This is a genomic window from Spiribacter sp. SSL99 (assembly GCF_009805925.1).
In the GTDB taxonomy this organism is placed as follows: Bacteria; Pseudomonadota; Gammaproteobacteria; order Nitrococcales; family Nitrococcaceae; genus Spiribacter; species Spiribacter roseus.
This window is the reverse complement of sequence record NZ_MAOM01000011.1, coordinates 1-22,187: the sequence shown is the minus strand read 5'-3', so window position 1 is coordinate 22,187 and position 22,187 is coordinate 1. Positions and strand designations below refer to the sequence as shown.

The following is a 22,187-nucleotide window of genomic DNA, read 5'->3' as shown; positions in this document are numbered from 1 at the left end:
TGCGGCGCAACAACGAAAGTGCTTGCGTTGCGCCAGACGGCCCATTAACGTCGTGAATCACAACGATAAAGCGCCAAGAGGAGGAGCCGGCGGACTCCACCGATGATCAAGCATCACAAAAGGTGGAGGGGCCACGGATAAAGCACCCCGTCATGAGGGTGCATTTTCCTCGGGAGACATCGTCTCCCCTTTTTTCGGCGTCTCGTGCTGCAGCGCAACACATCCCCTCGATTAAAAGCTACAGAACAGCGCGCCGTTCACCGGCAGGTTCGCGCCATTAATGTAGCCCGCCTCATCCGCCGTCAGAAAGCCCACCGCACGGGCGATATCCTCGGGCTGGCCCATGTCGCCGGCGGGGATCTGGGCGACGATGGCGTCGCGCACCTTATCGGGCATGGCATCGGTCATGCTGGTCTTCACATACCCGGGCGAAACCGTATTGGCCGTCACGCCCTTGGCCGCGCCCTCCTTGGCCAAGGCCATGGTAAAGCCGTGCATGCCCGCCTTGGCGGCGGAATAGTTGGTCTGGCCGAACTGACCGGTCTGACCATTGACCGACGAGATGTTCACCACGCGGCCAAAGCCCTGGTCGCGCATGCCGGCGACGAACTGATGGGTGACGTTGAAAACGCCGCTCAGGTTGATGTCGATGACCTTGTCCCAGGCATCGGCGCTCATCTTGTGCAGGAAGCCGTCACTGGTGATGCCGGCGACGTTGACCAGAATGTCGACGCCCCCGAAGCGCTCGCGCACCTCGTCGGCCATGGCCACGCAGGCGGCATGGTCACTGACATCGCATTTGACCCAGTCGGCCTCGATGCCTTCACCGCGCATCATCTCGACCCAGGCTTCGATGCCCTCGGCCTCGGGATCCACACAGGTGGTGACGATCCGCCGGCCATCCGCGGCCAGCTGCCGACAGATGGCCGTGCCGATTCCGCCGGCGCCCCCGGTTACCAGTGCCAATCGCTGCGTCATGATGATGCTCCTTGTCAGTTGTGCGTCGCACAAAAAATGTTGCGGAGCATCATAGAAACGAAGCGATCAGACTGTCAACGCTCGTCCTCGCGGTCGTCCCCGGCGGACTCGTCATCGCTGGATGACGGCGGCGCCTGATCGCGACGGTACCGGTCCATCGCCTGCTGCCACATCGACAGGTTCTGCTCGGTGATCTGCGAGAGCATGCTCACCGGGTTGCTGGCATCCATGAACGTCCGGGCCCGCTCGCGCAGGGCACTCTGCTGATCGGCCCACAGGGCCATGCTCTTTTCGAGATAGCTGGTGAGCAGGCTCTGCATGTTGCCGCCATAGGCACGGATGATCTGCGCGAGCAGATCGCTGGAGAAGATCGGCTCGCCGCCCTCCTCCTCCTCGCTGATGATCTGCAGCAGGATGGTGCGGGTCAGATCAGCCCCCGATTTAGCATCGGTGACCTCGAAGTCCACCCCATCGAGCACCAGCCCCTTGACGTCCTCCAGCGTCACGTAGCTGCTGATGGCGGTGTCGTAGAGCCGCCGATTGGGGTATTTCTTGATCAGGCGCTTGTCCGTCATCGGTCTCACCCTCCCGGGTTAACGTTCCACCGCCAGCGCAACGCCCTGGCCACCGCCAATGCACAATGTCGCGAGGCCGCGGTTGACATCCCGACGACGCATCTCGTGGAGCAGCGTGACGAGGATTCGGGCGCCGGAGGCACCGATCGGATGACCGATGGCAATCGCGCCGCCGTTGACATTGATCTTCTCCGGATCCCATCCGAGCGCCTTGTTGACCGCCAGTGCCTGGGCGGCGAAGGCCTCGTTCGACTCGATCAGCTCGAGGTCGTCGATGGACCAGCCGGCCCGCTCGAGGCAGCGCTGCGTGGCCGGGATCGGGCCGCTGCCCATCAGACTCGGCGCGACACCGGCGTTGGCATAGGCCTTGATGCGGGCAATCGGCTCGAGCCCCAGCGCCCGGGCGCGGCTCTCGCCCATCATCAGCACCACGGCGGCGCCGTCGTTGATGCCCGAGGCGTTACCGGCGGTGACCGTCCCGTCCTTCGCGAACGCCGGGCGCATCTTCGCCAGGCCTTCGGCGGTGGTGCCGTGGCGCGGGAACTCGTCGGTGTCGAACACCACCGAGTCGCCCTTGCGCTGGGGGATCTCGACGGGAACGATCTCATCGTTGAAGCGTCCGGCCTTCTGCGCCGCCTCGGCAAGCTGCTGCGAGCGCGCCGCGAAGGCATCCTGCTCCTCGCGGCTGATGCCGTACTCGGTGGCGAGATTCTCGGCGGTCACACCCATGTGATAGTTGTTGAACACATCGGTGAGGCCATCCTTGAGCATAGTGTCCTCGAGCTTCCACGGGCCCATGCGCTGGCCATTGCGCGAGTTGGGCAGGGCATGCGGCGCCTGGCTCATCGACTCCTGACCGCCGGCGAGAACCACGCCGGCATCCTCCAGCGCGATGGCCTGGGCGGCCATGTGCGTCGCCTTCAGGCCGCTGCCGCAGACCTTGTTGATGGTCATTGCCGGAGTGGTCTCAGGCAGTCCGGCATTCAGCGCGGACTGGCGCGCCGGGTTCATGCCAACGGCCGCGGTCAGGACCTGACCCAGCACCACCTCGTCAATCACCGCGGGGTCGATATCCGCCCGCGAGAGCACGCCGCGGATCACCTGCGTGCCGATATCCGCGGCACCCAGCGGGGCCAGCGTGCCGCCGAAGGACCCCACCGCACTGCGGCCCGCGGCCACGATCACCACATCTTCCATCGTTCCTGCCTCCTGTTCGACCGACTCGTTTGATTGCCTTCGTGATCACCCTACCACCGCCAGCAGCCGGCGAAAGGCCGCCGCCTTGGATTCAGTCTCATCAAATTCGGCGCCGCACTCCGAATCCACGACCAGTCCGCCGCCGGCGCGATAGTCGAGCACCCCGTCGCGGGCGGTCATCGTGCGGATCGCGATGCTGGTGTCCATCGCCCCGTCGGCGCCGAGATAGCCGATGGATCCGCAGTAGATGCCGCGCGGCTCCCCCTCGAGCTCATCGATGATCTCCATGGCGCGGAATTTGGGCGCACCGGTGATCGATCCGCCCGGCAGACAGTCACGCAGCAGATCCGTGGCCGTCCGGTCGGCGCGCAGCCGCCCCACCACGGTGCTCACCATATGGTGCACCGTGACAAACGACTCCAGCGCGAACAACCGCGGCACGCTCACCGATCCGGTGCGACAGGCCCGACCCAGGTCGTTGCGCAGCAGATCGACGATCATCAGGTTTTCGGCGCGGTCCTTGGCACTGCTGAGCAGCTCGTCGCGGCGTGCCGCATCGGCGCGCGGGTCCACCGCCCGGGCCCGCGTGCCCTTGATGGGCGCGGTCTTGACCCAGCCGTCGCGCAGTTCCAGAAACCGCTCGGGCGAGCCGCTGAGGATCGGCCCACCGGCGAGCTCAAGGTAGGCGGCGAAGGGGCCGCCGGCCGCCTCGCGGAAATCGCGGTAGACCCCCAGCGGGTCACCGTCGAAGGGCGCCTGCAGCCGCCGCGCCAGATTGACCTGATAGCAGTCACCGGCGTGCAGATAGTCGCGGACCCGGCGGAAGGCCCGATCATAGGCCACGCGGTCCGGGGTGGCGGCGGGCTCGCCGGTGGGCCACCAGGCGCCGGGGGCCTGCGCGGGCCCGGTCGCCAGCCAGTCGGCGACGTCCGCCGGGGGATCGCCGGCCAGCCACGCGCAGTGCTGCTGATGGTCCAGCACCAGCGCCCAGTCATACAGCCCCACCGCCATTTCTGGCATGCCCGCATCGCGCGTTGTCTGACCTTGCAGGCGCCGGCCCAGCTCGTAGCTGAAATAACCGATGGCCCCGCCGGCGAACGGCCCACTCGCCGCCACCCTCGGGCCCAGCGACTCGTGCAGCAGCGCCAGCGGATCCGCTGTCCCCAGATCGTCCCCGTCACCCCCCTCGCCGGGCAGCCAGCGCGTGCGCCCGTGGCGGCTGACCAACTGGCCGCGCGGGGCGGCGCTCATCACGCTGTAGCGCCCGCCGGCGGCGCCATCCAGCCATACCGGTGCCGGCAGGCGCGCGCGCAGCGCCGCGAAGGTCATGAGTGCCGAGCTCGGAAACGCAAGGGGGATCTGGGTCACAGGTTGTCAGCCAGCCATCGGTGCCGGGTTTGCGGACATGGTAATGTGAACGCCTCGTGAACACGATCATTCGGCCGAATCGAGGGGGATCATGGCAGGTCACAGCAAGTGGGCGAACATCCAGCACCGCAAAAAGGCGCAGGACGCCAAGCGCGGCAAGATCTTCACCAAAATGATCCGCGAGATCACGGTGGCGGCGCGTCAGGGCGGCGACGACCCCGATGCCAACCCGCGCCTGCGCCTTGCCGTGGACCGGGCCCTTGGCGTGAACATGCCCAAGGACAAGATCGACAAGGCCGCCGCCCGGGGTGCCGGCAATGATGAGGGCACCGCCTATGAGGAGGCCCGGTTCGAGGGCTATGGCCCCGGTGGCATCGCCATCATGGCCGACTGCATGACCGACAACCGCAACCGCACGGTCGGCGAGATCCGCCACGCCTTCAACAAGCACAACGGCAACATGGGGACCGATGGCTGTGTCGCGTTCATGTTCCAGCAGCGCGGCGTGATGCTGTTTCCGCCGGACACCGACGAGGACACCCTGATGGAGGCCGCGCTCGAGGCCGGCGCCGAGGATGTCATCGCCAACGATGACGGTTCGTTCGAGGTCCTGACCGCGCCCGAGGACTTTCCCGCCGTGCGCGACACCCTGACGGACAATGGCCTGACCCCGGCGGACGCCGAGGTGACCATGCGCCCCGAGAACACCACCGAGCTCGATGATGATGACGCCCGCAAGGCGGTCAAACTGATCGAGCGGCTCGAGGACCTGGACGACGTCCAGCACGTCTACACCAACGCCGAGCTCCAGGCCGCCGCCTACGAGGACGCCTGACCGGCATGGCGGCGGCGGGCGGTGAGCGACGCATACTGGGCATCGATCCGGGATCGGTGCGCACCGGCTTCGGCATTATCGCCGTGGACGGGGCGCGCAGCCGCTATATCGCCAGCGGCGTGATCCAGGCCGGCAGCGGCGCGTTCGCTGAGCGCCTGCACACCATCTTCGCCGGGCTCACTGAGGTGATCGCCGAGCATGCCGCCACGGAAAGCGCCATCGAGGAAGTCTTCGTCAACCGCAACATCCAGTCCGCGCTCAAGCTGGGCCAGGCCCGCGGGGCGGCGATCTGCGCCTGTGCCGGCGCCGGCCTGAGCGTGGCGGAGTACAGCGCCCGCGCCATCAAGCAGGCCCTGGTGGGCCGCGGCGGGGCCGAGAAGACTCAGGTGGGCTATATGGTGCGGACCGTGCTGGGGCTCCAGGGCGAGCTGCGCGAGGACGCCGCCGACGCCCTGGCCGTGGCCCTCAGCCACGCCCAGCATGACCGGTTCCGTCGCCAGATGGCGCGTTCGTCACCCGGGGGTGCGGCATGATCGGGCGGCTGCGCGGCACGCTGATCGACAAGCAACCGCCCTGGGTGGTGGTAGACGTGAGCGGCGTGGGCTATGAGATCGAACTGCCCATGTCGAGCATCTACCAGCTGCCGGCAAGCGGCGAGACCGTGGTCCTGCGCATCCATCAGGGGCTGCGCGACGAGGTGCCGGTGCTCTATGGCTTTTACACCGAGGGCGAGCGCGGCCTGTTCCGCGCCCTGATCCGGGTCAATGGCGTCGGCCCCAAAATGGCCCTGGCGATCCTCTCCGGCATCAGCACCGAGGAGTTCCGCCGCTCCGTCGAGCAGAAAGACACCGCCACCCTCACCCGCCTGCCCGGCATCGGTAAGAAGATCGCCGAGCGCCTGACCCTGGAGATGCAGGACCGGCTGGATGGACTGGGCAGCGCGGCGGGCGGCCTGCCCGGTGCCATCGCCGGAGCCGGCACCGCGCCGAGCGCCGACGACCCGCGCGCCGAGGCCAGCGCCGCGCTGGTGGCGCTGGGCTACAAACCCGCGGAGGCCCAGCGGCTGCTGCAGGGGATCGAGGCCGAGGACAGCGAGCAACTCATCCGCGCCGCCCTCAAAAAGGCGGTACGCTAGCGCCAGGCAGCGACCCGGGACGCCATGATCGACAACGACCGCATTATCGCCAGCAACGCCGCGCCCGATGACGAGGCCGTGGATCGCGCCATCCGCCCGCGGCGGCTTGCCGACTACATCGGCCAGCAGGGCGTTCGCGAGCAGCTCGAGATCTTCATCGGCGCCGCCCGCGGTCGGGCCGAGGCACTCGACCACGTGCTGGTGTTTGGTCCGCCCGGGCTCGGCAAGACCACCCTGGCGCACATCATCGCCCAGGAGCTAGGCGTCAACCTGCGCCAGACCTCGGGCCCGGTCATCGACCGCCCCGGCGACCTGGCCGCGCTGCTCACCAACCTCGAGCCCGGGGATGTCCTGTTCGTCGACGAGATCCATCGCCTCTCGGCGGTGGTCGAAGAAGTCCTCTATCCGGCCATGGAGGACCAGCAGATCGACATCGTCGTCGGCGAAGGGCCGGCGGCGCGCTCCATTAAACTCGACCTGCCGGCCTTCACCCTGGTGGGGGCAACCACCCGCGCGGGGCTGCTGACCTCGCCCCTGCGCGACCGCTTCGGCATCGTCCAGCGGCTTGAGTACTACTCAGTCGATGAGCTCACCACCATCGTCAACCGCTCCGCCGGGCTGCTCAACCTGAGCATGGCCGCCGACGGCGCCACCGAGATCGCGCGCCGGGCGCGGGGCACCCCGCGCATCGCCAACCGCCTGCTGCGCCGGGTGCGCGATTACGCCGAGGTGCGTGCCGACGGCCGCATCAGCCGCGCCGTGGCCGCCGACGCCATGGACATGCTCAAGGTCGATGACAGCGGCTTCGACATCCAGGACCGGCGCCTGCTGCACGCGATCATCGACAAGTTCGACGGGGGCCCCGTCGGCGTCGAGAGCCTGGCCGCCGCCATTGGCGAAGAACGCGGCACCATCGAGGACGTCATCGAGCCCTACCTGATCCAGCAGGGCTTCGTGCATCGCACGCCGCGGGGCCGCATGGCGACGCGCAACGCCTATGCCCATCTGGACATCCCGGCGCCACCGCGCATCGATGACCCCAACGGCGAGCTGTTCCGCCGCTCATGAGCCGGGCCGCTTGCGCCGCTCCCCGCCGGTCGTTAGTGTTTTCAGGCATTCTGCCAGGGGATGCCCATGACCGTTGATCTGTCCATTACCCAACTCATCGCCGAGGCCAGCCTGGTCGTCCAGCTCGTCATGCTGGTGCTGCTGCTCGCCTCGATCAGCTCGTGGGCGATCATCATCCGCAAGGCCCGGGAGCTGCGCCGCGCCCGCGGCGGCGCGGAGGCGTTCGAGGACAGCTTCTGGTCCGGCGGCAACCTCACCGAGATCTATCAGAACAGCGAACAGCCCGACATCGACTCGGGCGGTATGGAGCGGATCTTTCGTGCCGGGTTCCGCGAGTTCAGCCGCATGCGCCGCCAGAGCCCCGCGCCCGAGCCCGTCATCGAGGCCGCCCAGCGCGCCATGCGAGTGGCGCTCAACCGCGAGATGGACCGTGTCGAGCAGTCGGTGCCGTTTCTTGCCACGGTCGGCTCGACGAGCCCGTATATCGGCCTGTTCGGGACGGTCTGGGGCATCATGAACGCCTTCCTCGCCCTGGGCGCCATGCAGCAGGCAACGCTCGCCACGGTCGCCCCCGGCATTGCCGAGGCCCTGATCGCAACGGCGCTGGGCCTGTTCGCAGCGATCCCGGCGGTGATCGCCTACAACCGCTTCGCCAACCAGTCCGAGCAGATGACCAACCGCTACGAGATGTTCATCGACGAGTTCACCGGCATTCTCCAGCGCCACCTGCAGGCCGGCGCATCGTGAATCCCCAACCCGCGCGACGGCGGCGCAGTCGCCGCAAGCCCATGGCCGAGATCAATGTCGTCCCGTACATCGACGTCATGCTGGTCCTGCTGGTGATCTTCATGGTGACCGCGCCGCTGCTCTACCAGGGCGTGGAAATCGACCTGCCCCAGTCCAGCGCCGAACCGATGCCTCCGCAGGAGCAGGAGCCGGTGATCGTCGAGGTGGACCAGCAGGGGCGCTACTACCTGAGCGTAGGCGAGCAGGATGACGACCAGCCGGTCAGTGCCGAGGATGTGGTGCTGAACGTGACCGCCGTCATGCGCGCCCGTCCCGACACGCCGGTATTCGTGCGCGGCGACGGCGATGTGGCCTATGCCCGCGTGATCGATGTCATGACCGCCCTGCAGCGTGCCGGGGTGCCGCAGGTGGGGCTGATGACACAACCGTCGGGGGATACCCCGGCCAACAACGGCTAGGCCCGCGGGCGCATGGGCAGGGTTGGGGACATCGGCCTGTCGGTGCTGGCGCACGCCGCGCTGTTCGGCCTGTTTGCGGTGAGCTTTCAGATGACCGGGATCACCGATCAGGCCAACCCCGGCACTGAGCAGAGCGTGCAGGCGGTGGCCGTGGAAGAGGCGGAGGTCCAGCAGGCCATCGAGGCACTGGAGGCAGAAGAGGCCGCCGAGCAGCGCCGCCGCGAAGAGGAACTGGCCGAGCTGGAAGCCGAGCGCGAGCGCGAGGCGGAACGCCTGGCGGCCGAGCGCGAGGCCGCCGAAGCCGCCGAGCAGGCCCGCCACGAGGCGGAGGCCGAGGCCGAACGCCAGCGCGAAGCGGCCGAGCAGGCCCTCCGCGAGGCGGAGGCCGAAGCTGAAGCTGAGGCTGAGCGCCAGCGCGAGGCCGCCGAGCAGGCCCGTCGCGAAGCGGAGGCTGAAGCTGAGGCTGAGGCTGAGCGCCAGCGTGAGGCCGCCGAGCAGGCCCGTCGCGAGGCAGAGGCCGAAGCGCAGCGCCGCGCCGAGCGCGAAGCCGAAGCCCAACGCCAGGCCGAGCGCGAAGCCGAAGCCCGGCGCCAGGCCGATGCCGAGGCCCTGCGTGAGGCCCGTGGCACCTACGACGCCGCCATTCGCCAGCGCGTCGAGGGCACATGGACCCGCCCCGCCGGTATCCCCGACGGGCTGAGCGCCCTGGTCGCGGTGCGCCTCGGCCCGGGTGGCATCGTCCTGTCGGTGGAAGTCGCGCGCTCCAGCGGCAACGCCGCCTTCGACCGCTCGGCGGTGACCGCCGTGCGGCGCGCCGACCCGCTGCCCATGCCCGATGACCCCGATCTGGCCCAGCCCTACCGCGAGGGCATCGAAATGGTCTTTGCCCCCGATGCCTGAAATACGCCGCACATCCTCCATCCATTAGGATAGGATCGACACAGGCCCCCATGGACAGGCAGAATATCGCCCAATGAAATCACTGATCGCCGCCCTCCTACTGGCAATGCTCGCCCTACCCGCCGCCGCGCAGGTCCGCATCGAGATCAGCGGCGGCGAGGCGGCCGCGCTGCCCATTGCCGTCGTGCCCTTCCAGATGCAGGACGCGGCCGAGGGCGATGGCCCCGATGTCGACCTGGCCGGGATCATCCGCGACAACCTGTTCCGCAGCGGGCTGTTCGCGCCGCTCGACCCGGACAACCACCTCAGTCAACCGAGTCGGCTCGAGCAGGTGCGCTTTCAGAACTGGCGCGCACTGGGTGCCGATACCGTACTCATCGGCCGCATCACTCCGCTCGACGGCGACGCCTATCGCGTGCGCTATGAACTGCTGGATGTCTACGCCGGCGAGCGCATCGCCGGTCAGCGCTTTCGCGTGACATCGGCGGGGCTGCGCAACCTCGCCCACACCATCAGCGACCAGGTGTTCGAGACGCTGATCGGCCGGCCGGGTGGGTTCAATACCCGCATCGCCTATGTCGAGGAGACGGGCACGGGGGATGAGCGCTCGCACCGGCTGATGGTGGCCGAGGCCGACGGCCACCGACCGCAGACCATCCTCACCTCGAGCGAACCCATCCTCTCGCCCGACTGGTCGCCGGACGGCGAGCGCATCGCCTATGTCTCGCTGGAGTCGGGGCGGCAGTCGCAGATCTACGTGCAGAACGTCGCCACCGGCGAGCGCACCGCCCTGCCGTCGTTTGACGGCATCAACAGCGCCCCGGCCTGGTCACCGGACGGCGAGCGCCTGGCGGTGACGCTGTCCCGCGACGGCAATCCCGATGTGTTCATCCTCGACCCCGATGGCGACGCTGACCCGCGCCCCATCACCCGGCACTTCGGCATCGACACCGAGCCGGCCTGGTCGCCGGATGGCGAGACCCTCTATTTCACCTCCAACCGCGGCGGCAGCCCGCAGATATACCGCCAGCCGGTGAGCGGCGGCGATGCCGAGCGGGTCACCTTCGATGGCAACTACAATGCCAGCCCCAGCGTCTCGCCCAACGGCCGCTTCCTCACCTTCGCCCATCAGCGCGACGAAGGCTTTCAGATTGCCGTGCTCGATCTCGAAGACGACATCATGCGGGTGCTCACCGATGGTCCGCTCGACGAGTCGCCGAGCTTTTCGGCCAGCAGCAGCATGATCGCCTATACCCGCGATACCGGCGACGCGACCGAACTGGCCACGGTGTCGGTGTTCGGCCGGGTCCAGGGTGGACTGACCGAGTTTGACAACACCGTGCGTGAACCCGACTGGGGTCCGCTGCCGTCCGCAGACTGAACCCCTGCCCTTTTCTGACTGAATGGAGATCCTCTCATGCGCTCACTCCGACAATGGCTGACCCTGCTGGCCCTGACCGCCGTACTGGCCGGCTGTGCCACCACCGACGATTCCATCGATGATGCCGAAATGGCCGAGATCGATCAGGCCGCCGCCACCGAGGCCGAGATCGACGCCGAAGAAAGCGCGGCCGCCGCAAGCGGCGCCACCGCCAGCGGCAGTGTCTCAGGCGAGCCCCTCGACGACCCGGACAGCGCCCTGGCCGACCGGGTGGTCTACTTCGAGTACGACAGCGCCACGCTGAGTGACGAGGCCATGACCCTGATCGAGGCGCACGGCGAGTACCTGGCCCGCAACAGCGACCGTCAACTGCTGGTGGAAGGCCACACCGACGAGCGCGGCGCCCGTGAATACAACCTCGCGCTGGGCGAACGGCGTGCCGAGTCGGTCAAGCAGGCCCTGCTGATCGCCGGTGCCGACGACGCTCAGGTCGATGTGGTGAGCTATGGCGAGGAAAGCCCGGCGGTGAGCGGCAGCAATGAATCCGCCTGGGCCGAGAACCGCCGCGCCGCCCTTGTCTACGAGCGCTGATCCGATCCCGCAGGAGGTACGCCTCATGACCGGCACCCAAGGCCGCCGCCCGATCCTGGCCATCGCCGTGGCCCTTTCGATGGGCACCGCGCTGATCGTCCACTCCCCCGGCAGCGGGGCGCAGACCCTCGAGCGCCGGGTTGATCGGCTCGAAGACCGCGTCTCGGGCCAGGCCATGATGCGGATGATGAACCAGAGCGAGCAGCTGCAGCGCGAGGTCACCACGCTGCGCGGCGAGATCGAACGGCTGCAGCGCCAGATCGACGACATCCGCAGTCAGCAGCGGGAGCTGTATCTGGACCTGGATGGCCGGCTGCAGGCACTGGAATCGTCCGGCGACGAGGAAGCAGCCGCTGACGGACCTGCGGCAGGTGAGCCCGCCTCGGCTGATGCCAGCGCCGACTCAGGGGGCGAAGCACCGGCCGATACCGGGGCGAGTGACGGCGGCGACGCCGAAACCGACAGCGCTGACGCCGCGGCCCGTGAGGCCTATGACGCCGCGTTCAGCGAATTACGGGCAGGCCGCTATGATGCCGCCGCCGCGGCGTTTCAGGGCTTTCTTCAGGACTACCCCGAGGCCGACCTCGCCGCCAACGCCCGCTACTGGCTGGGTGAGTCGCATTACGTCGTGCGCGACTTTGACACCGCCCTGGAATCATTCGAGCAGGTCGTCGACAACCATGCCGGCAGTCGCAAGCACCCTGATGCACTGCTCAAGATCGGCTATGTGCACCTCGAGCAGGGCCGTGACGAGCAGGGACGAGCGGCATTGCGCGAGGTGATCGAAGCGTTCCCGGACAGCACCGCCGCCAGCCTCGCCCAGCAGCGGCTCGACGCCCGCTGAACTCAGTGACGGCGTGTATTGCCCGGTGGCAACGGGCGCCGTATCATACGCACGCGTCGGGTCGTTAGCTCAGTTGGTAGAGCATCGGACTTTTAATCCGCTGGTCGCAGGTTCGAATCCTGCACGACCCACCACTCCTGAACTCGATCAAGCACCCGACACGAGTGCTGCGGCCTAGTGTCCCGCCGCCGCTAGCGCCTGATCGACGTCGGCGAGGATGTCGTCGATGTGCTCGATGCCTACCGAGATCCGCACCATGTCGCGGCTGACCCCGGCGCTCGCCAGCTCCTCGTCGTTCAACTGGCGGTGCGTGGTGGTGGCCGGATGGCAGGCCAGCGACTTGGCGTCGCCGATGTTCACCAGACGCACGATGAGCTGAAGCGCGTCGATGAACTTCGCGCCCGCTTCTTCGCCGCCCTTGATCCCAAAACTGAGGATGCCACCGGCGTTATTGCCGCCCATGTATTTCTGCACCAGCGGATAGTAGGGACTGTCAGGCAGGCCGGCGTACTTCACCCAGGTCACGCCCGGATGCGCTTTCAGATGCTCAGCGAGCGCAATGGCGTTTTCGCCGTGACGGGCCATGCGCAGGGGCACGGTCTCAATGCCCTGCATCAGCAAAAACGCGTTCATCGGTGAGAGCGCCGCGCCCATGTTGCGAAGCGGTGCGACCCGGCAGCGCCCGATATACGCCGCCGCGCCCAGCGCCTCGGTGTAGACCACGCCGTGGTAGGACGGATCAGGCTCGGTGAGCATGGGGAATTTCTTGGCGTAGTCCGCCCAGGGGAAGTTGCCCGAGTCGACGATCACGCCGCCCACGGTGGTGCCGTGCCCGCCCATCGCCTTGGTCAGCGAGTGGATGACGATGTCGGCGCCCTGCTCGATGGGCCGCCAGAGCACCGGGGTCGGCACCGTGTTATCGACAATCAGCGGCACACCATGGCGATGGGCGATGGTGGCGAAGGCTTCGATATCCACCACGTTGCCGTTGGGGTTGCCGACGGTCTCGGCATACACCGCCTTGGTGTTGTCATCGATCAGCGCCTCGATGGCGGCCGGATCGTCGCCGCTCGCAAACCGCACCTCAATGCCCATGTTGGGCAGGGCGTGGGCGAACAGATTGTAGGTGCCGCCGTAGAGCTGACTGGTGGTGACGATGTTATCGCCGACACGGGTGATGCACTGAATGGCATAGGTAATGGCCGCCATCCCCGAGGCCACAGCCAGCCCGGCGATGCCCCCCTCCATCTCGGCCACGCGCTGCTCAAGCGCACCGTTGGTGGGGTTCATGATGCGGCTGTAGATGTTGCCCTCGACCTTCAGGTCGAACAGGTCCGCCCCATGCTGCGTGTCGTCAAAGGCGTACGAGGTGGTCTGGTAGATCGGCACCGCCACCGCCTTGGTCGTCGGGTCCGGGGAATAGCCGCTGTGGATGGCCTGGGTCTCGAGTTTCATGGAGGGATCTCGCTGTTGGTCTGTGATCGGAGCGCATTATCTCCTGAAACTCTAACGCGTTTGAGCGCAGACGTCTGGAATATGTGGTGATAAGGAAAGACTGGGATGGAATAAAAGGCCGGCTATCGGGTGGTGGGCACCGTCTGGCGTCGCGGGCGGTGATATCGAAGGAGCACGTTGTTAACTGTCTTCCGCGGCCCGCGCACACGCTGAATACACACGCTCCATACACACTCCCCATACACACTAACCAGGCAGACGAAGACATGGTTCTCGGTACTCGAACACCCCGCATGCCGCTTCAGAAAAGGCGCATCAATGTCAGCATCGATCCCGATCTCCTCGACGAGGCCCGGGCGCTGGAGATGAACCTCTCAGGATTCTTTGAGGACCATCTGCGTGAATCACTGCATGCACTCCGCTGCCGTACCTGGCTCAAGCGCAATCGTCGCGCCCTGATTGAGAATCGCGTTGACCCCCCGAGCGCCCGGAACAATCGGCCGACCAGGCCAATACCCTTCATCAATACCGACGATATCGACGACGCTAACGGCACCGATGGCGCAGATGGTCATAACGGTCATGACGACTTTCTGACCGACGAGTGGGTCCGGGCGATGATTGATCGTGTGCCGATTCTCAAGGAATCGGTGGATCGACGGCTGAGCGGCCAGCTCGCCTCGACGACCTACCCGGTATACCGCGCCGACAAGTTCCGCATCGACTCGCGGGCGCCGTTTCTCGTCAGCCTGCAGAACGCCCTGCTCCAGCCCCTCGGTCGGGCGATTGTCGCGCCGCTCGTGCCCACGGCCCATTTCGAACGCCCGCTGCAGGAAGCCCACCCGATCGTTGCGCTGGAGTGCTCGCCCGGCGGCCGTTTCGTCGTAGTGGTCGATCGGCTCATGACAGTATCGGATAACGCGCTCGGCAAACCGGCGGGATCCCTCACCGGCGAGACGCAGCAGATCATGCGCGCCATCGACTTTGTGTTCGGCGGCATTTAGGCGCGCCGCTGCCGCGTGTGTATGCCGCACCCACATCCTCGCGATATGGGCCAGGCGTGTGGATGAGGCGTGTGGGTGAGGCGTGTGGGTAGCCGGTGTGTTGCGCGCGTGTTCACTCGGCAAGAAAGGGGATCACAACGCGCCTTCCACAGAAAAAACGGCCGGGGGCAGACGCATCCACCCCCGGCCGCGACGGCGATCGACGCCGTATCCGCTATCCAGACCGCACGATCACTCCAGCATGCTGCGCAGCATCCACGCCGTTTTCTCGTGAAGCTGCATGCGCTCGGTCAGCAGATCGGCGGTCGGCTCGTCATGCGCCTCATCCGCCGTGGCAAACACCTCGCGCGCCGTGCGGGCGACGATCTCATGACCCGTGACCAACTGACGGATCATCTCCTGGGCATCCGGCGTGCTGCTCTCCTCGGGGATGGAAGTCAGCTTTGCATACTCACTGTAGCTACCCGGCGCGCGGGCCCCCAGTGCGCGGATGCGCTCAGCAATGTCATCCACCGCCGTGGCGAGCTCGGTGTACTGCTCCTCGAACATGTTATGCAGGGAGTTGAACATCGGCCCGGTCACGTTCCAGTGGAAATTATGGGTTTTCAGGTACAGCGAATAGCTGTCGGCCAGCACACGACTGACCCCCTCCGCGATCTCGACGCGGGCGCTTTCCTCGATCCCGATATTGATTGCCGGTGTGGCCATGTTGACCTCCTTATTCCGTCATCCTGACGTGCTGTTTGAAACCATTCCAATTTAACACCACGGCGGCCCAAGCCCAAGCTTAAACCCAAACCATCGATGCCCTGTCCCTGAGATATCCCACCTCAACCGGCCAGATTCAACCCCACCAGCCCCAGAATGATCAGCAGCAGGCTGCCGGCCTTGACCCAGCTCATCGCCTCACCAAAAAAGAAAACCCCCACCAGGGCCACCAGCGCAGTGCCAAGCCCGGCCCACACCGCATAGGCCACACTCACCTCCATGCGCTTGAGCACCAGCCCCAGCGCAATGAACGCAAGCCCATAGCCCGCCACCACAATGAGGCTCGGCCAAAGGCGTGAAAAACCGTCGGATAACTTGAGCGCCGTGGTGCCGATCACCTCCATGGTGACCGCGCCCACCAGTAACAGCCATGCGGGCATGACCCCTCCTTGCAACCAACCAGCCGCCGACGCTACGCCGATCCATCGCCCCCGGCCACCCACAACCCCGGTCCCAGCCGCAGCCACACCGACGTTACCGATCTTCACCCCGCGACGCCGGCGCCGGGAATCGGTTAGCCTGCTACCCATGAAACGATGGATTGCACGGATTATTGCGGGGCTGGCACTGGCCGGCGCGATCCTGCTGGGTGATGCCTGGCTGTTCGGCGGGACGGCCGAATCCGCCGATGCGGGCACCGCGCCAGATCCCACTGCCCTGCCCCCCGCCTGGCAGTCCATGACCACGGGCGAGGTCGTGATCACCCCATCGGCAGCCGATGACGCTGAAAAGACCGGTTCATCGCCCCGCCGCCTCGCCGTACGCATTGCCGATGAGCCCGACGAGCGCGCCCAGGGCATGCAGCATCTACCCGCCGCAGTGATCGCCGATCAGCCGATCTGGTTCGCCTTCGCGCCACCGCGCCGGGTGGGCTGGCACATGCAGAACGTCCGGGGCGCCCTCGACATTGCCTATATCAACGCCGACGGCGTCGTGATTGACGTCGAGCGGATGACCCCCGGTGGCACCGGCTATGGGATCGATGCACCGATTGCCGCCGCCCTTGAGCTCGCGGCCGGCGCCGCCGAGCGCCACGGCATCCGACCCGGCACTCGGCTGACGCTGACCGACTAGCCCTTCTGCGGCCGGCGCACGCGGATGTGCAGGTCATCCAGCGCCTGGGTATCCACCCCCGCCGGCGCATCGGTGAGCAGGCAGGTGCCGGTCTGCGTCTTGGGAAAGGCCATGACGTCGCGGATCGAGCCCGCCCCGGCAATCAGCATGACCAACCGGTCAAGCCCGAAGGCGATCCCCCCATGCGGCGGCGCGCCGTACTCGAGCGCCTCGAGCAGGAAGCCGAACTTCTCGCGCGCCTCATCCGCCTCGATGCCCAAGCGCTCGAACACCGCCCACTGCATTTCGGGGCGATGGATACGGATCGACCCGCCGCCCAGCTCGGTGCCGTTGAGCACCAGATCATAGGCCCGGGAGATGAGCGCCTCGGGATCGGCGGCCTGAAACGCCTCCACCGAATCCGTGCGCGGCGCGGTGAAGGGGTGATGCAGCGCGTAGTAGCGCCCATCATCCTCGTCGTACTCGAACATCGGAAAGTCGACCACCCACAGCGGCCGCCATTCGCCCTCGAGCAGCCCCAGATCGTGGCCCAACCGCACCCGTAGCGCGGCCAGCGACTCGTTGACCACCTTGGCCCGATCCGCCCCAAAAAAGATCAGATCGCCAGCATTGGCGCCGGTGCGCGCGAGCAGGTCGGTGACCACGGATTTGGGCAAGAACTTGAGGATGGGGCTCTGCAGCCCGTCGACGCCTTCCGCCGGGTCATTGACCTTGATGTACGCGAGGCCTTTGGCGCCATAGCGCCCCACGAACTCGGTGTACTCGTCGATCTGCCTGCGGGTGAGCGATGCCCCGCCCGGCACGCGCAGGGCGGCAACACGCCCCCGCGGGTCTGCGGCCGGCCCGGCGAACACTTTGAAATCCACCCCGGTCAGCAGATCACTGACCGTGACCAGCTCCATGGGGATGCGCAGGTCGGGCCGGTCAATGCCGTAGCGCTCGATGGCCTCGGCGTAGGTCATCCGCGGGAAGGTCGCAGGGAGATCGACGCCCGCCACATCGTGCATGAGCTCGCGGACCATGCGCTCCATCAGCTCAGTGATCTCGCCCTCGTCCATGAACGAGGCCTCGACATCAAGCTGGGTGAACTCGGGCTGGCGGTCGGCCCGCAGGTCCTCGTCCCGAAAGCAGCGCACGATCTGGTAGTAGCGATCGAGGCCCGACATCATCAGAAGCTGCTTGAACAGCTGCGGCGACTGCGGCAGCGCGTAGAAACTGCCCGCATGCAGGCGGCTTGGCACCAGAAAGTCCCGGGCGCCCTCAGGCGTCGCGCGGGTGAGCATGGGCGTTTCGATATCGAGAAAGCCGTAGCCATCGAGGAAGCGGTGCATGAAGCTGGTCACCCGGGCGCGGGTGATCAGGTGCTGCTGCATCGCCGGGCGGCGCAGATCCATGTAGCGATGACGCAGGCGCACGTCCTCGCCAACGTCGTCCTCGTCGACCTGGAACGGCGGCGTCTTGGCCGTGTTCAGCACTTCTATGTCATGGGCGAGCACCTCGACCTGGCCCGAGCCGAGGTTCTCGTTGGCGGTCCCCTCCGGCCGGCGACGCACCCGGCCACTGATTCGCAGCACCCACTCCGGCCGGGCGCGGTCAGCGGTGGCGAAGGCCTCCTCGCGGTCCGGGTCGAACACCACCTGCAGGCGACCCTCGCGGTCGCGCAGATCAATGAAGATGACACCCCCGTGGTCCCGCCGCCGGTGCACCCAGCCGCAGATTTCTACATCCTGATCGAGCAGGGCCTCGGTGACATCGCCGCAGTAGTGGGTGCGCATAGGGATCAAACCGCCATTAATGGATCATTTAAACCGGCGAATGTTAAGCGGTGGGGGAGGGGCAGGCAAGCCGTCCCAACCGGGTTGCAGGGTGCGAAACTACTCTTTGGCGCTGCCCCCAGAGGCTTTACCTGAGCCCTTGCCCGCGCCGTTGTCTTTGCCCGCAGCGGCCGACTTGCCGCCATCCTTGCGTCCTCCTTCGGCCGATTTCCCCTCGGACTTGGCGCTCACGGCCTGATCCCCGGCCAGATTGCGGCGGTTATCCTTTTTAAAATCGGTCTCATACCAGCCACTGCCCTTCAGCCGGAAGGCGGCGGCGGAAATCTTGCGCCGCAGCGCGGCATGGCCACACTCGGGGCATTCAGTGAGCACGGCATCGTTCATGCCCTGCAGTGCCTCGAGCTCGTGGCGGCAGTCATCGCAAACGTATTCATAGATCGGCATGCTGTGGGTCCCTGTCACCTGTGCAATGGTTATTGAGTCGGGGCGCGACTGCCCCAATGCAAGCCATGATAGCCGGTTTTGGATCATCAGGAGTCCGTCAGTGCCGCTTCAGATCATCGCTGCCATCTTTCTCGCCGCCACGCTGTTCGTGTTCATCCAGATCGGCGTCGTGACCGTCGCCTTTGACAAGCTGGGACTGTCGCAGGGCTCCGCCATGCTGCTGCTGATCACCTCGCTGCTCGGCAGCAGCATCAACCTGCCGCTATTCACGGTCGATGCCACCCGCGAGCCCGATCCGCGCTGGGCCGAGCGGCTGCGCTGGATGACCGCCATGGCCCGTCGGCTCAACCCAGACAAAGTGCTTATCGCAGTCAATGTCGGCGGCGGCATTATCCCCGTGGCGTTCACGGTCTATCTGCTCAACCACAACCCGCTGTCACCGGGGATCGTGCTGGCGGCAGTCGCCATCCAGACCGGCATCTGCTACGCGTTCAGCCGGCCCGTCAGTGGGGTCGGGATCGGGATGCCGATCTTCATCGCGCCGATCAGCGCGGCGGTGACGGCCGTCACGCTGGCGCCTGAGAGCAGCGCCCCGCTGGCCTATATCGGCGGCACCCTGGGCGTGCTGCTGGGCGCCGACGCCCTGCGCCTGCGCGACGTGCGCGGCCTCGGCTCACCCCTGGCCTCGATTGGCGGGGCGGGGACGTTTGACGGTGTGTTCATCACCGGGCTGGTGGCGGTGTTGCTGGCGTAGATGATGTGTAAAGACAATATGGTTACGAATTGGCCTAAGTGGACTAACGTGGACCTACTTGATGTCGACGTCCTCTCATCATTCAGGTATCGCTACGATGGACTCGATCAATATTCACGAGGCAAAAACGCACCTCTCTCGGTATGTCGAAGAGGCGTCTGCAGGCAAAGAGATCGTGGTCGCTCGCGGAGGCAGGCCCGTTGCGAGGCTCGTCGCACTGGAAACTCGCACCACCGAACCGCGACGCCTTGGACTCGGCAAGGGTAAATTTCAGGTGCCGGCTGATTTTGACGATCAGAATCGGTCAGCCATCGAAGCAATGTTTTACGGCAGTGAATAACGCGCGATGACATGGAGAGTCGCAGCTTTCCACTCGACACCAACATCCTCCTGCACGCACTGCTAGAACCCGAGCGACTGCCTCAAGCCACGCAGGCCGATCTCAGCAACCCTGACAATCGGGTGATCTGCAGTGTCGCGAGCCTCTGGGAAATCGCGATCCATTCGACCGCTTGCTGGTTGCCCAAACGCTCAGATTGCCTGCTTACTTGCTCACCACCGACCGCCGACTGCCGCCTTACTCATCGTTAATCCGACTGATCGCCATTTAGGCGCTGGAGCGCATGGCCGTACACATCCGGTATCCAGTACAGGCCAAAGATCCCGAGAAGCGGATGCCTCTTCCGGAGGGCTTGCACACCCACAATGTGTATCGATCAGTGTGTATCGGGGATGTGTATCGGGGATGTGTATAAACGATGTGGGTGACGAGTGTGCAAGGGATCGGGAACAGGGATGACCGCCTCGTTCTGGACGAACATCGCGGGAAGTCCCACATTGTGTAATCAGCCAGCCAGAGGGAGCCATCCATGGATTTCAATCGCTATCGCGAAGTGCTTGCCGAGCGCGTCGGTTCACTGACTCGGCCATTCGATGACGCCGAGTACGATCGGCGCCGCCGGGCCGTCACGCAGAGAATGGCGGCGGCCGGCCTGGACGGGTTGCTGGTCACCGACGCGGCGGATATCGGCTATCTCACCGGCTACAACACTTTCGAGGTCTCGGTGCATACCGCACTACTGCTCACGACCGGGGGCAACCCACCCGGACAAGCGGTGCTGCAGGTACCCTCCATCGAGACCGGCCCGGCCGTGACCACCGCCCGGGTGGACGCGGTCTTTGGCTATCGCTGGGAAGACGCGAACGGCGCTGCGGAGCAGATGGCCGGCATCATCGCCGACCTGGGGCTTTCCGGGCCCATCGGCACGGACAACTGGGGACCCGCACTGCGCACCGGTTTCAGGGACGGACTCGCGGACGCACTCCCGGATCGGCCCCTCATCGATGCCTCGGGACTGGTCGATGCCGTCAAGATCGTCAAAAGCGACGCCGAAATCGCCCTGCTGCGGGAAAGCGCCCGGATCACCGAGGCCGGCATCGCCGCTGCCGAGCAGCTGATCGCCCCGGGCGTGACGGACCAGCAGCTCGCCGCCGCTGGATCGGCGGCCATGATCAACGCCGGCAGCGAGTTCATGAGCCTGCAGCCGATCGTCACGGCCGGCTGGCGATCAAGCGTCATCCACTGCAACCACCAGCGTCACACGGTGGCGGGCGGTGACCCGGTGTTCATCGAGTTCGGGTCGGCGTATCAGCGCTATACCGCACCAATGATGCGCACACGCGTCGCGGGGTCCGTAACCGATGACATGCGTCGGGTGGCGGATGGCATCCGGGATATCCACACAACCCTGATCGAGCACATGCGCCCGGGTGTGTCGATGGATAACGCGGCGGCCGCAGCCGAGGCGGCCCTCGCCCCACTTGCCGACCGGGCGTTCTTCTCGGGTGTGTTCGGTTACACCGTCGGGCTCCAGTTCCCGCCTTCATGGGTGGAGGGCTCCGGGTTCATAGCCCGCGGCGTCGAGCGCGAGTTCCAGACCAACATGGTCTTTCATCTGCCGTTGATGCTGCGTATCCCCGGCCAATGGGGCATCGGGATGAGCAACACGGTGCGGGTGACCGAAGCCGGCGGCGAGCCGCTGACCCACAACGACCTACGACTGACCGGAACGGACCATGTCTGAGACCCCGCAACGCGCAGAGACAAAGCCAGTCATCCTGATCACCGGTTGCTCCACCGGCATCGGCCGGCACTGCGCGTTCGCCATGCAACGCCACGGCTGGCGTGTCTTTGCCACGGCACGCCAGCCGCAGGACGTCGAGGCCCTGCAGCATGATGGCCTGGACGATGCGCTGCGCCTGGATGTGGATGATGACGCGAGCATTCAGCGCGCGGTGGATACCCTGCTCGGTCGCACTAACGGCCGCATTGATGCCGTTTTCAACAACGCCGGGTTCGGCCAGCCGGGGGCGGTCGAGGATCTGCCCCGCGAAGCCCTGCGCGCGCAGTTCGAAACCAATGTCCTCGGCGCTCAGGCGGTGATTCGCACGGTGCTGCCGGCGATGCGGGCTCAAGGCCATGGCCGCATCGTCCAGCACAGCTCAGTGCTCGGCTTTATCGGCCTGCCGTGGCGGGGCGCCTACAACGCCTCGAAGTACGCCCTCGAAGGCCTGACCGACACCCTGCGTCAGGAACTGGGCGGCAGCGGCATCGAGGCGGTACTGATCCAGACCGGGCCGGTCACGAGCCACTTCCGGGCCACCGGAAGGGAAAAGTTCGAGCGCTGGATCGATCCCAGTGCAAGCGTCCACCAGCAAAGCTATCAGGCCGTGATCAAACGCCTCGAAGGCGCCGGTGATCCGCCATTCACGCTGGGGGCCGAGGCGGTGGCGCGCAAGCTGCGCCTGGCGGTCGAGTCCGTCCACCCCAAGCCCC

At 66.3% G+C, this 22,187-nt stretch carries 25 protein-coding genes and 1 tRNA gene; 17 read left to right on the top strand and 9 right to left on the bottom strand.

Annotated elements, in window-relative coordinates; translation table 11 throughout:
* Nucleotides 1-231: 231 nt before the first annotated feature.
* The 4 genes from phbB to pabB all read right to left on the bottom strand — a co-directional run bounded on the left by phbB (nucleotide 232) and on the right by pabB (nucleotide 4,118).
* A complete protein-coding gene (phbB, locus tag BA899_RS01940) occupies nucleotides 232-978 on the bottom strand; it encodes an acetoacetyl-CoA reductase (RefSeq protein WP_159299569.1) in 747 nt (248 codons plus the stop codon).
* A 74-nt stretch (nucleotides 979-1,052) separates the two neighbouring features.
* On the bottom strand, nucleotides 1,053-1,553 hold the full coding sequence (gene phaR, locus BA899_RS01935; RefSeq protein ID WP_148121674.1) for a polyhydroxyalkanoate synthesis repressor PhaR: 501 nt from the start codon (nucleotides 1,551-1,553) through the stop codon (nucleotides 1,053-1,055).
* 18 nt (nucleotides 1,554-1,571) lie between these two features.
* Nucleotides 1,572-2,750, bottom strand: coding sequence for an acetyl-CoA C-acetyltransferase (locus tag BA899_RS01930; RefSeq protein WP_159299568.1), 1,179 nt, complete (start codon nucleotides 2,748-2,750; stop codon nucleotides 1,572-1,574).
* A 45-nt stretch (nucleotides 2,751-2,795) separates the two neighbouring features.
* Nucleotides 2,796-4,118 (bottom strand): aminodeoxychorismate synthase component I, encoded by a 1,323-nt coding sequence (pabB, locus tag BA899_RS01925; RefSeq protein WP_200833029.1) that lies wholly within the window; start codon nucleotides 4,116-4,118, stop codon nucleotides 2,796-2,798.
* Between the two features lie 91 nt (nucleotides 4,119-4,209).
* Here pabB and BA899_RS01920 point away from each other — a divergent pair, with 91 nt between their 5' ends.
* From BA899_RS01920 to BA899_RS01870, 11 genes are all read left to right on the top strand, one after another.
* Nucleotides 4,210-4,953 (top strand): YebC/PmpR family DNA-binding transcriptional regulator, encoded by a 744-nt coding sequence (locus tag BA899_RS01920; protein ID WP_144347848.1) that lies wholly within the window; start codon nucleotides 4,210-4,212, stop codon nucleotides 4,951-4,953.
* A 5-nt stretch (nucleotides 4,954-4,958) separates the two neighbouring features.
* Nucleotides 4,959-5,486 carry a crossover junction endodeoxyribonuclease RuvC gene (gene ruvC, locus BA899_RS01915; RefSeq protein ID WP_159299567.1) on the top strand — a complete coding sequence of 176 codons (528 nt, stop codon included), beginning with the start codon at nucleotides 4,959-4,961 and terminating at the stop codon, nucleotides 5,484-5,486.
* Entirely contained in the window at nucleotides 5,483-6,088 is a 606-nt protein-coding gene (gene ruvA / locus BA899_RS01910) for a Holliday junction branch migration protein RuvA (protein WP_159299566.1), read from the top strand. The genes ruvC and ruvA overlap by 4 nt, the downstream gene beginning before the upstream one ends.
* A gap of 24 nt (nucleotides 6,089-6,112) precedes the next feature.
* The gene (ruvB, locus tag BA899_RS01905) at nucleotides 6,113-7,156 is read left to right on the top strand and encodes a Holliday junction branch migration DNA helicase RuvB (RefSeq protein WP_110882511.1); all 1,044 of its coding nucleotides are present in this window, start codon (nucleotides 6,113-6,115) and stop codon (nucleotides 7,154-7,156) included.
* 66 nt (nucleotides 7,157-7,222) lie between these two features.
* Complete coding sequence (gene tolQ / locus BA899_RS01900; protein WP_110882581.1) at nucleotides 7,223-7,903, top strand: protein TolQ; 681 nt, start codon at nucleotides 7,223-7,225, stop codon at nucleotides 7,901-7,903.
* Nucleotides 7,904-7,944: 41 nt separating this feature from the next.
* A complete protein-coding gene (tolR, locus tag BA899_RS01895; RefSeq protein ID WP_148121668.1) occupies nucleotides 7,945-8,361 on the top strand; it encodes a protein TolR in 417 nt (138 codons plus the stop codon).
* A gap of 12 nt (nucleotides 8,362-8,373) precedes the next feature.
* On the top strand, nucleotides 8,374-9,261 hold the full coding sequence (gene tolA, locus BA899_RS01890; protein ID WP_159299565.1) for a cell envelope integrity protein TolA: 888 nt from the start codon (nucleotides 8,374-8,376) through the stop codon (nucleotides 9,259-9,261).
* A 73-nt stretch (nucleotides 9,262-9,334) separates the two neighbouring features.
* Nucleotides 9,335-10,642, top strand: a complete 1,308-nt coding sequence (tolB, locus tag BA899_RS01885) for a Tol-Pal system beta propeller repeat protein TolB (protein WP_148121666.1) — start codon at nucleotides 9,335-9,337, stop codon at nucleotides 10,640-10,642.
* 36 nt (nucleotides 10,643-10,678) lie between these two features.
* Complete coding sequence (gene pal / locus BA899_RS01880; protein ID WP_148121665.1) at nucleotides 10,679-11,233, top strand: peptidoglycan-associated lipoprotein Pal; 555 nt, start codon at nucleotides 10,679-10,681, stop codon at nucleotides 11,231-11,233.
* 25 nt (nucleotides 11,234-11,258) lie between these two features.
* Nucleotides 11,259-12,077 (top strand): tol-pal system protein YbgF, encoded by an 819-nt coding sequence (gene ybgF / locus BA899_RS01875; protein WP_159299564.1) that lies wholly within the window; start codon nucleotides 11,259-11,261, stop codon nucleotides 12,075-12,077.
* Nucleotides 12,078-12,135: 58 nt separating this feature from the next.
* Nucleotides 12,136-12,211, top strand: a tRNA-Lys gene (locus BA899_RS01870).
* Nucleotides 12,212-12,251: 40 nt separating this feature from the next.
* Here BA899_RS01870 and BA899_RS01865 read toward each other — a convergent pair.
* On the bottom strand, nucleotides 12,252-13,532 hold the full coding sequence (locus BA899_RS01865; protein WP_159299563.1) for an O-acetylhomoserine aminocarboxypropyltransferase/cysteine synthase family protein: 1,281 nt from the start codon (nucleotides 13,530-13,532) through the stop codon (nucleotides 12,252-12,254).
* Between the two features lie 293 nt (nucleotides 13,533-13,825).
* Between BA899_RS01865 and BA899_RS01860 the strand changes: the two genes are divergently transcribed.
* The gene (locus tag BA899_RS01860) at nucleotides 13,826-14,536 is read left to right on the top strand and encodes a CcdB family protein (protein ID WP_159299562.1); all 711 of its coding nucleotides are present in this window, start codon (nucleotides 13,826-13,828) and stop codon (nucleotides 14,534-14,536) included.
* A 231-nt stretch (nucleotides 14,537-14,767) separates the two neighbouring features.
* On the opposite strand, the gene BA899_RS01855 is transcribed toward BA899_RS01860, so the two are convergent.
* Together BA899_RS01855 and BA899_RS01850 are read right to left on the bottom strand one after the other, a co-directional pair.
* Nucleotides 14,768-15,244: a Dps family protein gene (locus BA899_RS01855; protein WP_144347864.1), complete on the bottom strand. Its 477-nt coding sequence runs from the start codon at nucleotides 15,242-15,244 to the stop codon at nucleotides 14,768-14,770.
* 122 nt (nucleotides 15,245-15,366) lie between these two features.
* On the bottom strand, nucleotides 15,367-15,684 hold the full coding sequence (locus BA899_RS01850) for a multidrug efflux SMR transporter (RefSeq protein WP_110882502.1): 318 nt from the start codon (nucleotides 15,682-15,684) through the stop codon (nucleotides 15,367-15,369).
* Nucleotides 15,685-15,832: 148 nt separating this feature from the next.
* Here BA899_RS01850 and BA899_RS01845 point away from each other — a divergent pair, with 148 nt between their 5' ends.
* Complete coding sequence (locus BA899_RS01845) at nucleotides 15,833-16,378, top strand: DUF192 domain-containing protein (protein WP_159299561.1); 546 nt, start codon at nucleotides 15,833-15,835, stop codon at nucleotides 16,376-16,378.
* On the opposite strand, the gene aspS is transcribed toward BA899_RS01845, so the two are convergent.
* Complete coding sequence (gene aspS / locus BA899_RS01840) at nucleotides 16,375-18,153, bottom strand: aspartate--tRNA ligase (protein WP_159299560.1); 1,779 nt, start codon at nucleotides 18,151-18,153, stop codon at nucleotides 16,375-16,377. The genes BA899_RS01845 and aspS overlap by 4 nt on opposite strands.
* Nucleotides 18,154-18,252: 99 nt before the next feature.
* Nucleotides 18,253-18,597 carry an FmdB family zinc ribbon protein gene (locus BA899_RS01835; protein ID WP_159299559.1) on the bottom strand — a complete coding sequence of 115 codons (345 nt, stop codon included), beginning with the start codon at nucleotides 18,595-18,597 and terminating at the stop codon, nucleotides 18,253-18,255.
* Nucleotides 18,598-18,697: 100 nt separating this feature from the next.
* On the opposite strand from BA899_RS01835, the gene BA899_RS01830 reads away from it, so the two are divergent.
* From BA899_RS01830 to BA899_RS01815, 4 genes are all read left to right on the top strand, one after another.
* On the top strand, nucleotides 18,698-19,351 hold the full coding sequence (locus tag BA899_RS01830) for a DUF1614 domain-containing protein (protein WP_144347178.1): 654 nt from the start codon (nucleotides 18,698-18,700) through the stop codon (nucleotides 19,349-19,351).
* Between the two features lie 97 nt (nucleotides 19,352-19,448).
* Nucleotides 19,449-19,691 (top strand): type II toxin-antitoxin system Phd/YefM family antitoxin, encoded by a 243-nt coding sequence (locus BA899_RS01825; protein ID WP_159299558.1) that lies wholly within the window; start codon nucleotides 19,449-19,451, stop codon nucleotides 19,689-19,691.
* A 529-nt stretch (nucleotides 19,692-20,220) separates the two neighbouring features.
* The gene (locus BA899_RS01820) at nucleotides 20,221-21,435 is read left to right on the top strand and encodes a Xaa-Pro peptidase family protein (RefSeq protein ID WP_159299557.1); all 1,215 of its coding nucleotides are present in this window, start codon (nucleotides 20,221-20,223) and stop codon (nucleotides 21,433-21,435) included.
* Nucleotides 21,428-22,187, top strand: a 760-nt coding sequence (locus BA899_RS01815) for an SDR family NAD(P)-dependent oxidoreductase (protein WP_159299556.1), incomplete at its 3' end; no start/stop codon positions are given. The genes BA899_RS01820 and BA899_RS01815, both read left to right, overlap by 8 nt.

What these genes read in the sequence shown, in the direction of transcription:
- BA899_RS01930 (WP_159299568.1), bottom strand. Translation starts at nt 2,750, where the DNA reads ATGGAAGATGTGGTGATCGTGGCCGCGGGCCGCAGTGCGGTGGGGTCC.
- tolA (WP_159299565.1), top strand. Translation starts at nt 8,374, where the DNA reads ATGGGCAGGGTTGGGGACATCGGCCTGTCGGTGCTGGCGCACGCCGCG.
- pal (WP_148121665.1), top strand. Translation starts at nt 10,679, where the DNA reads ATGCGCTCACTCCGACAATGGCTGACCCTGCTGGCCCTGACCGCCGTA.
- ruvB (WP_110882511.1), top strand. Translation starts at nt 6,113, where the DNA reads ATGATCGACAACGACCGCATTATCGCCAGCAACGCCGCGCCCGATGAC.
- phbB (WP_159299569.1), bottom strand. Translation starts at nt 978, where the DNA reads ATGACGCAGCGATTGGCACTGGTAACCGGGGGCGCCGGCGGAATCGGC.
- ruvC (WP_159299567.1), top strand. Translation starts at nt 4,959, where the DNA reads ATGGCGGCGGCGGGCGGTGAGCGACGCATACTGGGCATCGATCCGGGA.
- tolQ (WP_110882581.1), top strand. Translation starts at nt 7,223, where the DNA reads ATGACCGTTGATCTGTCCATTACCCAACTCATCGCCGAGGCCAGCCTG.
- BA899_RS01820 (WP_159299557.1), top strand. Translation starts at nt 20,221, where the DNA reads ATGGATTTCAATCGCTATCGCGAAGTGCTTGCCGAGCGCGTCGGTTCA.
- aspS (WP_159299560.1), bottom strand. Translation starts at nt 18,153, where the DNA reads ATGCGCACCCACTACTGCGGCGATGTCACCGAGGCCCTGCTCGATCAG.
- BA899_RS01835 (WP_159299559.1), bottom strand. Translation starts at nt 18,597, where the DNA reads ATGCCGATCTATGAATACGTTTGCGATGACTGCCGCCACGAGCTCGAG.
- BA899_RS01855 (WP_144347864.1), bottom strand. Translation starts at nt 15,244, where the DNA reads ATGGCCACACCGGCAATCAATATCGGGATCGAGGAAAGCGCCCGCGTC.
- tolB (WP_148121666.1), top strand. Translation starts at nt 9,335, where the DNA reads ATGAAATCACTGATCGCCGCCCTCCTACTGGCAATGCTCGCCCTACCC.
- BA899_RS01860 (WP_159299562.1), top strand. Translation starts at nt 13,826, where the DNA reads ATGCCGCTTCAGAAAAGGCGCATCAATGTCAGCATCGATCCCGATCTC.
- BA899_RS01845 (WP_159299561.1), top strand. Translation starts at nt 15,833, where the DNA reads ATGAAACGATGGATTGCACGGATTATTGCGGGGCTGGCACTGGCCGGC.
- BA899_RS01865 (WP_159299563.1), bottom strand. Translation starts at nt 13,532, where the DNA reads ATGAAACTCGAGACCCAGGCCATCCACAGCGGCTATTCCCCGGACCCG.
- phaR (WP_148121674.1), bottom strand. Translation starts at nt 1,553, where the DNA reads ATGACGGACAAGCGCCTGATCAAGAAATACCCCAATCGGCGGCTCTAC.
- ybgF (WP_159299564.1), top strand. Translation starts at nt 11,259, where the DNA reads ATGACCGGCACCCAAGGCCGCCGCCCGATCCTGGCCATCGCCGTGGCC.
- ruvA (WP_159299566.1), top strand. Translation starts at nt 5,483, where the DNA reads ATGATCGGGCGGCTGCGCGGCACGCTGATCGACAAGCAACCGCCCTGG.
- BA899_RS01920 (WP_144347848.1), top strand. Translation starts at nt 4,210, where the DNA reads ATGGCAGGTCACAGCAAGTGGGCGAACATCCAGCACCGCAAAAAGGCG.
- BA899_RS01850 (WP_110882502.1), bottom strand. Translation starts at nt 15,684, where the DNA reads ATGCCCGCATGGCTGTTACTGGTGGGCGCGGTCACCATGGAGGTGATC.
- tolR (WP_148121668.1), top strand. Translation starts at nt 7,945, where the DNA reads ATGGCCGAGATCAATGTCGTCCCGTACATCGACGTCATGCTGGTCCTG.
- BA899_RS01825 (WP_159299558.1), top strand. Translation starts at nt 19,449, where the DNA reads ATGGACTCGATCAATATTCACGAGGCAAAAACGCACCTCTCTCGGTAT.